This window comes from Pseudomonas sp. RC4D1, from assembly GCF_018390395.1.
Taxonomy (GTDB): domain Bacteria; phylum Pseudomonadota; class Gammaproteobacteria; order Pseudomonadales; family Pseudomonadaceae; genus Aquipseudomonas; species Aquipseudomonas danubii.
On sequence record NZ_JAHBAW010000001.1, the window covers coordinates 2,316,641 to 2,329,370 of the forward strand.

Annotated in this window: 12 protein-coding genes; 6 read left to right on the forward strand and 6 right to left on the reverse strand. The window is 62.6% G+C overall.

Features of this window, described 5'->3' with window-relative positions:
* Window positions 1–49 precede the first annotated feature (49 nt).
* The 5 genes from dnaX (at window position 50) to KHO49_RS10655 (ending at window position 5,729) form a co-directional block, all read left to right on the forward strand.
* Complete coding sequence (gene dnaX, locus KHO49_RS10635) at window positions 50–2,161, forward strand: DNA polymerase III subunit gamma/tau (RefSeq protein WP_213664997.1); 2,112 nt, start codon at window positions 50–52, stop codon at window positions 2,159–2,161.
* Between the two features lie 66 nt (window positions 2,162–2,227).
* Window positions 2,228–2,566 carry a YbaB/EbfC family nucleoid-associated protein gene (locus KHO49_RS10640; protein ID WP_015634779.1) on the forward strand — a complete coding sequence of 113 codons (339 nt, stop codon included), beginning with the start codon at window positions 2,228–2,230 and terminating at the stop codon, window positions 2,564–2,566.
* Window positions 2,567–2,774: 208 nt separating this feature from the next.
* Window positions 2,775–3,818: an NADPH-dependent curcumin/dihydrocurcumin reductase gene (gene curA, locus KHO49_RS10645; protein WP_102879001.1), complete on the forward strand. Its 1,044-nt coding sequence runs from the start codon at window positions 2,775–2,777 to the stop codon at window positions 3,816–3,818.
* Between the two features lie 57 nt (window positions 3,819–3,875).
* Window positions 3,876–4,478 (forward strand): recombination mediator RecR, encoded by a 603-nt coding sequence (gene recR, locus KHO49_RS10650; RefSeq protein WP_102863810.1) that lies wholly within the window; start codon window positions 3,876–3,878, stop codon window positions 4,476–4,478.
* Between the two features lie 102 nt (window positions 4,479–4,580).
* Window positions 4,581–5,729, forward strand: coding sequence for an acyl-CoA dehydrogenase family protein (locus KHO49_RS10655; protein WP_102879002.1), 1,149 nt, complete (start codon window positions 4,581–4,583; stop codon window positions 5,727–5,729).
* A gap of 33 nt (window positions 5,730–5,762) precedes the next feature.
* Here the strand turns inward: KHO49_RS10655 and KHO49_RS10660 are convergent, their stop codons facing one another.
* Window positions 5,763–6,311 carry an adenine phosphoribosyltransferase gene (locus tag KHO49_RS10660; protein WP_102863808.1) on the reverse strand — a complete coding sequence of 183 codons (549 nt, stop codon included), beginning with the start codon at window positions 6,309–6,311 and terminating at the stop codon, window positions 5,763–5,765.
* 81 nt (window positions 6,312–6,392) lie between these two features.
* Window positions 6,393–7,127, reverse strand: coding sequence for a fumarate/nitrate reduction transcriptional regulator Fnr (gene fnr, locus KHO49_RS10665; RefSeq protein ID WP_102863807.1), 735 nt, complete (start codon window positions 7,125–7,127; stop codon window positions 6,393–6,395).
* Window positions 7,128–7,280: 153 nt separating this feature from the next.
* Here fnr and KHO49_RS10670 point away from each other — a divergent pair, with 153 nt between their 5' ends.
* Window positions 7,281–7,760: a hypothetical protein gene (locus KHO49_RS10670; RefSeq protein WP_213664998.1), complete on the forward strand. Its 480-nt coding sequence runs from the start codon at window positions 7,281–7,283 to the stop codon at window positions 7,758–7,760.
* On the opposite strand, the gene hemN is transcribed toward KHO49_RS10670, so the two are convergent.
* From hemN to KHO49_RS10690, 4 genes are all read right to left on the reverse strand, one after another.
* Complete coding sequence (hemN, locus tag KHO49_RS10675; protein WP_102879004.1) at window positions 7,757–9,139, reverse strand: oxygen-independent coproporphyrinogen III oxidase; 1,383 nt, start codon at window positions 9,137–9,139, stop codon at window positions 7,757–7,759. The two genes, KHO49_RS10670 and hemN, sit on opposite strands and share 4 nt — an antisense overlap.
* 148 nt (window positions 9,140–9,287) lie before the next feature.
* Window positions 9,288–9,971 (reverse strand): sulfite exporter TauE/SafE family protein, encoded by a 684-nt coding sequence (locus KHO49_RS10680; RefSeq protein WP_213664999.1) that lies wholly within the window; start codon window positions 9,969–9,971, stop codon window positions 9,288–9,290.
* Window positions 9,964–10,194 (reverse strand): cbb3-type cytochrome oxidase assembly protein CcoS, encoded by a 231-nt coding sequence (gene ccoS / locus KHO49_RS10685; RefSeq protein ID WP_102863803.1) that lies wholly within the window; start codon window positions 10,192–10,194, stop codon window positions 9,964–9,966. Before ccoS ends, KHO49_RS10680 begins: the two co-directional genes overlap by 8 nt.
* Window positions 10,195–10,215: 21 nt before the next feature.
* On the reverse strand, window positions 10,216–12,666 hold the full coding sequence (locus KHO49_RS10690) for a heavy metal translocating P-type ATPase (RefSeq protein WP_213665000.1): 2,451 nt from the start codon (window positions 12,664–12,666) through the stop codon (window positions 10,216–10,218).
* Window positions 12,667–12,730: the final 64 nt, after the last annotated feature.

Here is a 12,730-nt window from a genome sequence, read left to right on the forward strand (position 1 = left end):
TGCTCCGCTAGCATTACCGGCTTCCGCTTTCCAGTTGCGACGGTTTTCGATGAGTTATCAGGTTCTTGCACGTAAATGGCGTCCGCGCTCGTTCCGCGAAATGGTCGGCCAGACCCATGTGCTCAAGGCTCTGATCAATGCCTTGGACAGCCAGCGGCTGCACCACGCCTATCTGTTTACTGGCACCCGCGGGGTGGGCAAGACCACCATCGCGCGGATCATTGCCAAATGTCTGAATTGTGAAACAGGCATCACTTCCACGCCGTGCGGCACCTGTTCGGTGTGCTGCGAGATCGACGAAGGACGCTTCGTCGACCTGATCGAGATCGACGCCGCGAGCCGGACCAAGGTCGAGGACACTCGTGAACTGCTGGATAACGTGCAATACGCGCCGAGCCGCGGGCGCTTCAAGGTCTACCTGATCGACGAAGTGCACATGCTTTCCAGTCACTCGTTCAACGCCTTGCTCAAGACCCTTGAAGAGCCGCCACCCTACGTCAAGTTCATCCTCGCAACCACCGACCCGCAGAAGCTGCCGGCGACCATTTTGTCCCGTTGCCTGCAGTTCTCCCTGAAGAACATGACCCCCGAACGGGTGGTCGAGCACCTGAGCCATGTGCTGGGTGTAGAGAACGTGCCGTTCGAAGACGACGCATTGTGGCTGCTGGGCCGCGCCGCCGACGGCTCGATGCGTGACGCCATGAGCCTGACCGATCAGGCCATCGCCTTCGGTGAAGGCAAGGTCATGGCCGCCGACGTGCGAGCGATGCTCGGCACCCTCGATCACGGCCAGGTCTATGACGTTCTCCATGCCCTGATCAATGGTGACGCCAAGGCGTTGCTGGAGGCTGTGCGCCATCTGGCGGAGCAGGGCCCGGACTGGAACGGCGTGCTCTCGGAAATTCTCAACGTGCTGCACCGGGTCGCGATTGCCCAGGCGTTGCCCGAAGGGGTCGACAACGGTCATGGCGATCGTGACCGGGTACTGGCTCTGGCCCAGGCGCTGCCGGCCGAAGACGTACAGTTTTATTACCAGATGGGCCTGATCGGCCGTCGCGACCTGCCGTTGGCGCCGGACCCGCGAGGGGGCTTCGAAATGGTCTTGCTGCGGATGCTGGCCTTCCGCCCGGCGGAGACCGCGGATGCACCGAGACAGCCGCTAAAGCTAGTGGGGATCAGCCAGGCCACAGTTGATTCCGCCCAAGCCGTGGCGGTACCAGCACCTGCTGTGCCTGTGGCTCCCATTACTCCTATTGCTAGCGCGCCGGTCGCACCGGCTGCCGCTCCGGCTCCGATTCCAGATCCGCCGGTCGCGCCTGTACCTGTCGCGCCGCCGGTTGCCGAAGCGCTTGCCGTCGAAGCGGTTGACGTCGAGCCTGGGCCGGTGGCCGCCGAGGAGGTGGTCGACCTGCCTTGGAACGATCCGGTAGCGCCGCAGATCGAGCAGCAACCAGCTGTTGAACCGGTGCTGGACGTGGTGGCCGAACAGCCCGAGCTGACGCCAATGCCAACTCCAACGCCCGACAGCGTGGTGCCGGATGCGCCGGAGTGGGTCAGTGCGCCTGTGCCCGAGCCGAGCGTGGCCGAGGTCGACGCTGCCACCCCGGGCATTGATCTGGACGACGAGCCGCCCCTGGACGAGGACTACATCGAGCCGGACATGGATTCGGCCTACAGCTACCTGGACGAGCTGGCCAGCGAGCACGCCGCCGATCCGGCCCCGGAGCCCGAGCCGGAACCTGCTGCCAAGCCGGCCACCGGCCTGGCTCTGGAATGGCTGCAACTGTTCCCGAAACTGCCGATCTCCGGCATGACCGGCAGCATCGCCGCCAACTGCACCCTGATGACCGTAGAGGGCGACAACTGGCTGTTGCACCTGGACCCGGCCCACAGCGCACTGTTCAACGCCACTCAGCAGCGCCGGCTCAATGACGCGCTGAACCAGTACCACGGACGTACCCTGACCCTGACCATCGAGCTGATCAAGCCCGAGCAGGAAACCCCGGCCCAGGCCGCTTCGAGGCGTCGGGCCGACCGTCAGCGCGAGGCGGAGGACTCGATCCACGGCGATCCGTTCATCCAGCAGATGGTCCAGGAGTTCGGCGCCGTGGTGCGCCAGGATACTATTGAACCTGTCGAGGCCCTGGCCGCTCAGGGTTGATCACTTAAAGGGCGCCGGACCCTGGGTCGGGCGCTGTTTCAATCCCCGTACTTTGAGGTAATTCCCATGATGAAAGGTGGCATGGCCGGCCTGATGAAGCAGGCACAGCAAATGCAAGAAAAAATGGCCAAGATGCAGGAAGAACTGGCCAACGCTGAAGTCACCGGCAAGGCTGGCGGCGACATGGTCACTGTGGTCATGACCGGTCGTCACGACATCAAGCGTGTGAGCATCGACCCGAGCCTGCTGGAAGGCGTCAGCGAAGATGACCGTGAAGTGCTGGAAGACCTGTTCGCCGCTGCGGTCAATGATGCCGTGCGCAAGATCGAGTCCAATAGCCAGGAAAAAATGTCCGGCATGACTGCCGGCATGCAACTGCCTCCAGGCATGAAACTGCCGTTCTGAGTCGCCCAGGCGCTTCGGATGGACGCAAAAAGCCAGGCCTTGAGCCTGGCTTTTTTTATCCTGTCGATAAGCACTGCGCTGTTCGTGGGAGCTGGATTGCGGGCGAAGGCCGCCGCCGATCCGTCTGTAGAAACATCGAACGCCACGGCCCTTGCGGGGTCTGCACCCTATACAGTCCTATCCAACCCTCGATACAGGAGTGTCTGTGATGTCGCAAACATTGACCCTCAACCAGCGTGTGGTGCTGGTCTCTCGTCCCCAGGGTGCACCGGTCCCTGAGAACTTCCGTCTGGAGCGGGTCGCCTTGCCGGAGCTGGCGGACGGCCAAGTCCTGCTGCAGACCCTCTACCTGTCCCTGGACCCCTACATGCGCGGCCGCATGAGTGACGCGCCGTCCTACGCCGCACCAGTGGAAATCAATGAAGTCATGACCGGTGGCGCGGTGAGTCGGGTCGAGCGTTCGCTGAATCCGAAGTTCCAGGAAGGCGATCTGGTCGTGGGGGCCACTGGCTGGCAGAGCCACTGCATCAGTGATGGTCGTAACCTGATTCCGGTGCCTTCCGGCCTGCCCAGCCCCTCCATGGCCTTGGGCGTGCTGGGCATGCCCGGGATGACTGCCTACATGGGGCTGATGGACATCGGTCAGCCCAAGGCCGGGGAAACCCTAGTGGTGGCTGCGGCGTCCGGCGCTGTGGGCTCGGTGGTAGGGCAGGTGGCCAAACTCAAGGGGCTGCGGGTGGTGGGTGTGGCCGGTGGCGCGGACAAGTGCCGCTACGTGGTCGAGGAACTGGGTTTCGACGCCTGCATCGATCACAAGAGCGCCGATTTTGCCGCTGAGCTGGCCCAGGCCTGCTTCAAGGGCGTGGACATCTATTTCGAGAACGTCGGTGGCAAGGTGTTCGATGCCGTGCTGCCCTTGCTCAATCCCAAGGCGCGCATTCCCCTGTGCGGGTTGATCGCTCAGTACAATGCTCAGGAACTGCCGCCAGGCCCGGACCGTCTGCCGCTGTTGCAGCGCGCCTTGTTGACCAAGCGGGTGCGGATCCAGGGCTTTATCGTCTTCGACGACTATGGTGACCGGCATCCAGAATTCATCAAGGCCATGGCGCCCTGGGTGCGCGAAGGCAAGGTCAAGTTCAAGGAAGATGTGGTCGAAGGCCTGGAGCAGGCGCCTGAAGCCTTCATCGGTCTGCTGGAGGGGCGCAACTTCGGCAAGCTGGTGGTCAAGGTTGCCGCGCACGCGAGTATTTGACGCTACCCTGAGGCGCGGGTATAAACCGCGTCTCGTCGTTTTGTCGGACCTTTGCCCATGAGCTTCAGCCCCCTGATTCGCCAACTGATCGATGCCCTGCGCACCTTGCCGGGCGTGGGTCAGAAAACCGCCCAGCGCATGGCCTTGCAGCTGCTTGAACGTGATCGCAGTGGTGGTTTGCGCCTGGCCCAGGCCCTGAGCCAGGCCATGGAAGGGGTGGGGCATTGCCGTCAATGCCGGACTCTGACTGAAGACGAGCTGTGCCCGCAGTGTGCCGACCCGCGTCGCGACGACAGCTTGCTCTGCGTGGTGGAAGGACCGATGGATGTGTACGCGGTGGAACAGACCGGCTATCGCGGTCGATACTTCGTGCTCAAGGGGCACTTGTCACCGCTGGACGGTCTAGGGCCCGAAGCGATCGGTATTCCGCAGTTGCTGGCACGGATCGAGGAGCAAGGCAGCTTCAGCGAAGTGATCCTGGCCACCAACCCGACCGTGGAAGGCGAGGCTACTGCGCACTACATCGCCCAACTGCTGACCAACAAAGGCCTGATCACTTCGCGTATCGCCCACGGCGTGCCTCTGGGTGGCGAGCTGGAGCTGGTGGACGGCGGCACCCTGGCCCATTCCTTCGCCGGTCGCAAACCCATAGCACTTTAACGCGGTAGGAGCCGGCTTGCCGGCGAAAGACCCGCCACACATTTTCTTGAAAACCAAGCAAGCGCTTGGTAAGTTCCCTCGACCCTTCAGAGGAGCTTGCCGATGTCTGCCTGCCAGGAATACTTCGACCCCAGCCACCAGTTGGTCCGTGACAGCGTGCGACGTTTCGTCGAACGGGAAATTCTCCCCGAGATCGATCAGTGGGAGGAGGCTGAAAGCTTCCCCCGCGAGCTGTATCTCAAGGCCGGTGCGGCAGGGATTCTGGGGATCGGTTATCCCGAAGCCCTGGGGGGCAGTCACGAAGGTGACCTGTTCGCCAAGATCGCCGCCAGTGAAGAGCTGATGCGCAGCGGTTCCGGCGGCCTGGTGGCAGGGCTGGGCTCCCTGGATATCGGCCTGCCGCCCATCGTCAAATGGGCTCGACCCGAAGTGCGGGAGCGAGTGGCGCCCCAAGTGCTGTGCGGCGAGAAAATCTGCGCTCTGGCGGTGACGGAGCCCAGTGGCGGCTCTGACGTGGCCAACCTGCAAACCCGCGCCGTGCGTGACGGCGATCATTATCGGGTCAGCGGCAGCAAGACCTTTATCACCAGCGGCGTACGCGCCGACTTCTACACCGTTGCGGTGCGTACCGGTGAGCCCGGTTACGGCGGCATCAGCTTGCTGCTGATCGAAAAGGGCACGCCGGGCTTCACTGTGGGGCGACAGCTGAAAAAGATGGGCTGGTGGGCCTCGGACACTGCCGAGCTGTTCTTTGACGATTGCCGGATACCGGTGGGCAATCTGATCGGTGCCGAGAACATGGGTTTTGCCTGCATCATGGGCAATTTCCAGAGCGAACGCCTGGCCCTGGCGCTGATGGCCAACATGACGGCGCAGATGGCCCTGGAGGAAAGCCTGAAGTGGGCTCGCGAGCGCGAGGCGTTCGGCAAGCCCATCGGCAAGTTCCAGGTGCTCAAGCATCGTCTGGCGGAGATGGCTACGGCTCTGGAAGTCTCGCGGGAGTTCACCTATCGCCAGGCGGCGAAGATGGCCGCGGGCAAGAGTGTGATCAAGGAGATTTCCATGGCCAAGAACGTTGCCACCGATACCGCCGACCGTATTACCCATGATGCGGTGCAGATACTCGGTGGCATGGGCTACATGCGCGAGAGCCTGGTGGAGCGCCTGTATCGCGACAACCGTATTCTCTCGATCGGCGGCGGCACTCGCGAGGTGATGAACGAAATCATCAGCAAGCAGATGGGCCTGTAGAAACCTGCTTGCTGGTGAATACGCGGGTAGATCCTAGCGCTCAGTCAGCGAGAACTGCGTCAGGCAGAAGGTTGGGATGCCCATGTCTTCCAGTTTCTGCGAGCCGCCCAGCTCCGGCAGGTCGATGATGGCGGCGGCCTCGTAGATCTTCGCCCCCATGCGCCGTACCAGATTGGCCGCGGCGATCAGGGTACCGCCGGTGGCGATCAGGTCATCGAACATCAGTACTGAATCGCCTTCGCACAGACTGTCGGCGTGGACTTCGAGAAAGGCTTCGCCGTATTCGGTCTGATAGCCCTCGGCGAGCACGTCCGCGGGCAGCTTGCCCTGTTTGCGAAACAGGATCAGCGGCTTATTCAGTTGGTAGGCGATGATCGAGCCGATCAGGAAGCCCCGGGCATCCATGGCACCGATGTGGCTGAAGTCTTCTTCGACATAACGCTGGGCGAAACTGTCGGCCACCAGGCGCAAGGCCCGGGGAGACTGGAACAGAGGGGTAATGTCGCGGAAGATCACGCCCGGTTTCGGGAAGTCGATGACAGGGCGGATCAGGGATTTGATGTCGAAGGAATCGAAGGCCATCTTCAGGTGTCCTGGCGGGCAAATAGGCCGCGCCAGTATACCCGCGACCGAGCGGCTTGGCTCAGTCGCAAGTGCTGCGGTTCAGCCGTCTACCGAGCCGCCGGCCAGGGCGCAGAGCTGGATCGGATCGAGGATGTGCACTTCCTTGCCTTCGGCGGCAATCAGTTCGTTCTGCTGGAAACGGGTGAACACCCGGGATACGGTTTCCACCGCCAGGCCCAGGTAGTTGCCAATTTCGTTGCGCGACATGCTCAAGCGGAACTGGTTGGCCGAGAAGCCCCGTGCGCGGAAACGTGCAGAGAGGTTGACCAGGAAGGTAGCGATGCGCTCGTCTGCGGTCTTTTTCGACAGCAGCAGCATCATCTGCTGATCGTCACGGATTTCACGGCTCATGACCCGCATTAACTGACGGCGCAGTTGCGGCAGTTGCAGAGCCAGTTCGTCGAGGCGTTCGAAGGGGATCTCGCACACCGAGGTGGTTTCCAGGGCTTGTGCCGAAACCGGATGGCTTTCGGTATCCATGCCGGACAGCCCCACCAGCTCGCTGGGGAGGTGGAAGCCGGTGATCTGTTCTTCGCCACCGTCACTGAGGCTGAAGGTTTTCAGGGCACCTGAACGCACGGCATACACCGAGTCGAAGCCGTCACCCTGACGGAACAGGAATTCGCCTTTTTTCAATGGGCGGCCACGTTTGACGATTTCGTCCAGCGCGTCCATGTCTTCCAAATTCAAGGAAAGTGGCAGGCACAGAGGGGCCAGGCTGCAATCCTTGCAATGGGCCTGGTTATGAGCGCGCAGTTTAACTGGCTCGGACATTCTAGAATCCTTGTGGGAAAACACACATAAGCCGTAAGGGTAACTCACGGGAGGAGGTTCCGGCCAGTCCGTGCCGTATTGATTGTTAGTCGTAAAGCATTCCTTTTATGAGTCGATAACCAGTTAACAAAGTTAACTTGGAGAGCTGCAACTATGTCCTCTGTTGGCGGTATTACTAATGGCAGCAACAACTTGCAGTTACTTTCCGAGACCTCGAAAGGCAGTGATGACGATGAACTAAGGAGCTCTCCATTAGTTACTGAATCGGTGATCGGAGAGGGCGTCAAAGTGTCGCTGTCGGGTGTTGGATTGCAGAAATCCTCCAGTGCTGCGGGCGATGACCGTGACATCGAGGAAAGCGGCCTGCCCGAAAATATTCAACAACTCCTCAAAATGATCAGAAAATTGCAACAACAGATTGCCGAAAAGCTTGCCCGGCTTCAGGCAGTCATGGCCGACAAACACCTGAGCCCTGAAGAGGCCAAGGCGAAGGTTGGCAGCTTGCAGTCTGCCCTGGCGAGCCTGAACAGCGGTTTGCTGACTGCCAATGCCTCCCTGGCCAAGGCGATGAAAGAGGCAGGTCTGAGCCCCGAGCAGGTGATGAAGGCCGCTTCCCTGATCATGAGGTCCTAGATCACCCGGGAAAAACGCTGGCGATTCTGTTGGCCCAGGTATGCATCGAAGATCATGCACACCGAGCGCACCAACAGGCGTCCTGCTGGAAGTACGGTAATCGCCTCGGCGCTGAGTTGAATCAGGCCATCGTCGGCCATCTCCTGCAGATCCGGCCATAGTTCGTTGAAGTAGCCACGAAAGTCGATATTGAATGCCTTTTCTATATCTTCGAACTTAAGACTAAAGTTGCAGATCAGTTGTTGAATAACTTCACGGCGCAGACGGTCGTCGGTGTTGCATACCAAGCCACGACTAGTGGCCAGTTGTGCACCCGCCAAAGCATTTTGATACTGGGTCAAGTCACTGCTGTTCTGGCAGTAGAGATCCCCGATCTGACTGATGGCCGATACTCCCAGCCCAATCAAGTCGCAATGACCATGTGTGGTGTAACCCTGGAAGTTGCGTTGCAGGGTCGACTCCTCCTGGGCGATTGCCAACTCGTCATCGGGCAGGGCGAAATGGTCCATGCCGATGTAGCGATAACCAGCGGCGGTCAATTGCTCGATGGTGCGTTGCAGCATTTCCAGTTTCTCTGCCGGAGCCGGCAGCTCATTGCCATTGATCCGCCGTTGCGGCATGAAGCGCTCGGGCAGATGGGCATAGTTGAAGACTGAGAGGCGATCCGGTTGCAGGCTGATCACTTCTTCCACGGTGCGGGCGAAGTGCTCTGGTGTCTGCTTGGGCAGGCCGTAGATCAGGTCGATGTTGATGGAGCGAAATTGCAGGGTGCGGGCCGCTTCGATCACGGCCCGTGTTTCCTCCAGGCTCTGCAGGCGATTGACCGCCCGTTGTACCGCCGGGTCCAGATCCTGCAGGCCAATGCTGACCCGATTGAAGCCCAGCTCCCGCAGCAGGCCCATGGTGGACCAGTCGGCTTCCCGGGGGTCGATCTCGATACCGTAGTCCCCGGAGTCATCGTCCAGCAGGTTGAAGTGCTTGCGCAGCAGCGCCATCAGTTGGCGCAGCTCATCGTGATTGAGAAAGGTCGGGGTGCCGCCGCCGAAGTGCAACTGCTCGACCCGCTGGTTGGGCGCCAGGTGGCAGGCGATCAGTTGCATCTCCTGTTCCAGGCGTTGCAGGTAGGGCAGGGCGCGGCTGCGATCCTTGGTGATGACCTTGTTGCAGGCGCAGTAGTAGCAGATGTTGGCGCAGAACGGGATGTGCACGTACAGCGACAACGGACGCTGGGCCTTGCGGCTGTCGCGCAGGGCGTGCAGCAGATCGAAGGCGCCGACCTGGCTGTTGAATTGCACCGCGGTCGGGTATGAGGTGTAGCGTGGTCCCGCCAGGTCATAGCGGCGGATCAGATCTGTGTCCCAACGAATGGCGTCGAGCATGCGGGAATTCCCCCGGATAGGCTGGCAGTGTTCGCGAGTCTAGGGGGTTAGGGCTGCGGCCATCTTGATTTGTATCAAGGGTGTTCGGGAGCCGCTGAGGTAGCGCCGACGGGGCGTGCAAGCCCTGTAGCCGGGCACTTTCCTGGGATCAGTGGCCCATCAGCCAGTGCTGGTGAGGACCGGGCAGGGTCCAGATGCCGAACAGCATGACCAGCAGCCCTCCGGCCATGCGCACGCTGCGACGGCGCAGCAGGGCGGTGACCCGTTCTGCCGCGAGGCCCGTGGCCAATAGCACAGGCCAGGTGCCGAGGCCGAACGCCAGCATCAGCAGAGCGCTGTCCAGAGCGTTGCCCTGGCTCGCCGACCACAGCAGGGTGCTGTACACCAAGCCGCAAGGCAGCCAGCCCCAGAGCGCACCCAGGAGCAGTGCACGAGGCAGGCTGGAAACTGGCAGCAGGCGGTTGGCGGCAGGCTGGATATGCCGCCACAGGCCCCGTCCAAGGCCTTCGATGCGGGTCAGGCCGCTCCACCAGCCGGCCAGGTACAGGCCCATGGCGATCAACAGCAAGCCAGCCAGTACCCGCATGAACAGCGCCACCGGGCTGCTGGCCACGGCCCAGCCAGCCAGGCCCAGCAGCAGGCCGGCCAGGGCATAACTGAGGATGCGCCCCAGGTTGTAGGCCAGTAGCAGGCGGAAACGCCGGCTGCGTTGCTCCTGGGGAATGGCCAGGGTCAGAGCGCCCATCAGGCCGCCACACATGCCCAGGCAATGCCCTCCACCCAGCAAGCCAAGGATCACCGCCGAAACCAATAGGGGAGCCAGCTCAAGCATGAGGTGGTTCCGCTTTCTTGACCGGCTCGGCGTCGTTGCCTGGCTGGCCCTTGGCTTCGTCCACCGCTGCGGTGTGGCTAGGGTCTTGATCGTCGAACAGGATGCTGTGGGCCGGGCCGTCGAGGTCGTCGTACTGACCGCTGTCGACGGCCCAGAAGAAGATATAGATGGCGATGGCCACGATCAGCAGGGCGGCCGGAATCATCACATATAGAGCTGGCATCTGGACTCCAGGCCCGGCGGCTCAGGCCGGCAACAGGCGGGTTTCGGGGGCGCTGGCGCTGTCGGCTGACCGCGGCATGCGGGTCAGGCGCAGGGCATTGAGCACCACGGTCAGGGAACTGATGGACATGCCGATTGCAGCCCAGACCGGAGTGATCCAGCCCAGGGCAGCGAACGGCAGCATCAGGCCATTGTACAGCCCGGCCCAAAGCAGGTTCTCGATGATTACCCGGCGGGTCCGGCGGGCCAGGCTGAAGGCCTGCACCAGTGCGTCCAGGCGGTTGGACAGGAGCACTGCATCGGCGCTGGTCTTGGCCAGGTCGGTGGCCGAACCCATGGCCACGCTGATGTCGGCGGCGGCCAGCACCGGCACATCGTTGACCCCGTCGCCGAGCATCAGCACTTTGCGGCCCTGTTGATGCAGCTGTTGCAGTACCTGCAGCTTGTCATCCGGGCGCAGGCCACCACGGGCCTCGTCGATTTGCAGTTCGGCTGCGACGCTGGCCACCATCGGTGAGCTGTCCCCGGACAGTAGCAGGGTATGCCAGCCGCGAGCCTTGCAGGCGGCCAGGAGGGCTGGGGCGTCGCTGCGCAGCCGGTCATCGAGCACCAGCCAGGCGAGGGCGCCCTGGCTGTCACCCAACAACAGCCACTGGCCGGCTTCATCGGGCATCGAGGGCACCGGGCAACCGCTGAGTTCGCAGACGAATGCCGGCTGGCCGATGCGCAAGCGCTGTGTGCCCACCAGGCCTTCCAGGCCCAGCCCCGGGCTGCTGGTGACCTCTTCGGCCGCCACTGGAGCACGGCCAAAAGCCCGGGCAATAGGGTGCTCGGAGCGGTTCTCCAGGGCGGCCGCGAGGCTCAGGCAGTCATCGCTGGACAGCGGCCCCAAGGGGCGAATGGCGCGCAGTGCCAGGCGTCCTTCGGTGAGGGTGCCGGTCTTGTCGAAAATCACCGTGTCGATCTGGTTCAGGCCTTCGAGCACATGACCGCGGGTCAACAGCAGACCGAGCTTGTGCAGAGTGCCGGTGGCGGCGGTCAGGGCCGTTGGGGTGGCCAGGGACAGCGCGCAAGGGCAGGTGGCAACCAGCATGGCCAGGACGATCCAGAAGGCGCGCGAGGCATCCAGTTGCCACCACAGCAGGCCGATGGCCGCTGCAGCGATCAATGAAAACAGCAGGAACCACTGGGCTGCGCGGTCGGCGACCTCCGCGAGCCGCGGTTTCTCTGCCTGAGCCCGATCCAGCAGGCGGACGATGGCGGACAGCCGGGTGTCCTGGCCCAGGGCCTGAACCTCCACCGTCAGCGCGCCTTCGACGTTCAGGGTGCCGGCAGTGACGCTATCTCCCAGGCTGCGTGGTTGCGGCAGGTACTCGCCGGTGAGCAGGGATTCGTCGATGCTCGACTGGCCGTCGAGGATCTTGCCATCGGCCGGCAGCACCGCGCCGGGATGCACCAGTACCCGGTCGCCCAGGCGCAGTTCGGTGAGCAGGATGCGTTCACTCTGGCCATCCTGGCCCAGGCGCAGGCAGGAGGCAGGCAACAGGTTGACCAACTGCGCTGTGGCCGCCGCGGTGCGTTCCCGGGCCCGACGTTCCAGGTAGCGGCCGGCGAGAAGGAACAGCGCGAACATGCCCACGGCGTCGAAGTACAGTTCGCCGACACCGCTGATGGCGGTCCAGATTCCCGCCAGGTAGGCCCCGCCAATGGCCAGGGACACCGAGACATCCATGGTCAGGTGACGGGTGCGCAAGTCGCGCATGGCGCCCTTGAAGAAAGGTGCGCAGCTGTAGAACACGATGGGAGTGGTGAGGAACAGTGCGACCCAGCGCAGGATGGTGTGCAACTCCGGGCTCAGGTCGATATTGAATTCCGGCCAGGTGGCCATGGTCGCCATCATGGCCTGGAACCACAGCAGTCCGGCGACCCCCAGCTGGCGCAGGGCCAGGCGGTTTTCGCTGGCCAGTTGCTCGGAGGCGCGGTCCGGCTGGTAGGGGTGGGCGGCGTAGCCGATGTGCCGCAGTTCGCTGAGAACCTGGCTCAGGGGCAGTTGGCTATCGGCCCAGCGCACATGCAGGCGGTGGTTGGAAAGGTTGAGGCGGGCCTCGACCACTGCTGGCAGGCTGCGCAGGTGTTTTTCGATCAGCCAGCCACAGGCGGCGCAACTGATGCCTTCCATGAGCAGTGTGGTTTCCGCCAGCTCGCCTTCGTGGCGGACAAAGGGCTGTTGCACGTCGGCACGATCGTACAGTGCCAATTCGTCCAGCAACTGCACAGGCAAGGCTTCGGGGTTGGCCGAGGCTTCACTGCGGTGGCTGTAGTAATGCTCCAGGCCGCCAGCAACAATGGCTTCGGCCACCGCCTGGCAGCCCGGGCAGCAGAACTCCCGAGGCTCGCCGAGCACGACGGCGGTGAACCGGCTGCCAGTGGGAACCGGCAGGGCGCAGTGGTAGCAGGGCAGTGGCGTGGTCATCGGCGGTCTTTGTGGTCGGGAAAAAACTCATCGCCGGCCAGTCGCCTGCAACCCGGGTGACGGG

What these genes read in the sequence shown, in the direction of transcription:
- dnaX (WP_213664997.1), top strand. Translation starts at nt 50, where the DNA reads ATGAGTTATCAGGTTCTTGCACGTAAATGGCGTCCGCGCTCGTTCCGC.
- KHO49_RS10640 (WP_015634779.1), top strand. Translation starts at nt 2,228, where the DNA reads ATGATGAAAGGTGGCATGGCCGGCCTGATGAAGCAGGCACAGCAAATG.
- curA (WP_102879001.1), top strand. Translation starts at nt 2,775, where the DNA reads ATGTCGCAAACATTGACCCTCAACCAGCGTGTGGTGCTGGTCTCTCGT.
- recR (WP_102863810.1), top strand. Translation starts at nt 3,876, where the DNA reads ATGAGCTTCAGCCCCCTGATTCGCCAACTGATCGATGCCCTGCGCACC.
- KHO49_RS10655 (WP_102879002.1), top strand. Translation starts at nt 4,581, where the DNA reads ATGTCTGCCTGCCAGGAATACTTCGACCCCAGCCACCAGTTGGTCCGT.
- KHO49_RS10660 (WP_102863808.1), bottom strand. Translation starts at nt 6,311, where the DNA reads ATGGCCTTCGATTCCTTCGACATCAAATCCCTGATCCGCCCTGTCATC.
- fnr (WP_102863807.1), bottom strand. Translation starts at nt 7,127, where the DNA reads ATGTCCGAGCCAGTTAAACTGCGCGCTCATAACCAGGCCCATTGCAAG.
- KHO49_RS10670 (WP_213664998.1), top strand. Translation starts at nt 7,281, where the DNA reads ATGTCCTCTGTTGGCGGTATTACTAATGGCAGCAACAACTTGCAGTTA.
- hemN (WP_102879004.1), bottom strand. Translation starts at nt 9,139, where the DNA reads ATGCTCGACGCCATTCGTTGGGACACAGATCTGATCCGCCGCTATGAC.
- KHO49_RS10680 (WP_213664999.1), bottom strand. Translation starts at nt 9,971, where the DNA reads ATGCTTGAGCTGGCTCCCCTATTGGTTTCGGCGGTGATCCTTGGCTTG.
- ccoS (WP_102863803.1), bottom strand. Translation starts at nt 10,194, where the DNA reads ATGCCAGCTCTATATGTGATGATTCCGGCCGCCCTGCTGATCGTGGCC.
- KHO49_RS10690 (WP_213665000.1), bottom strand. Translation starts at nt 12,666, where the DNA reads ATGACCACGCCACTGCCCTGCTACCACTGCGCCCTGCCGGTTCCCACT.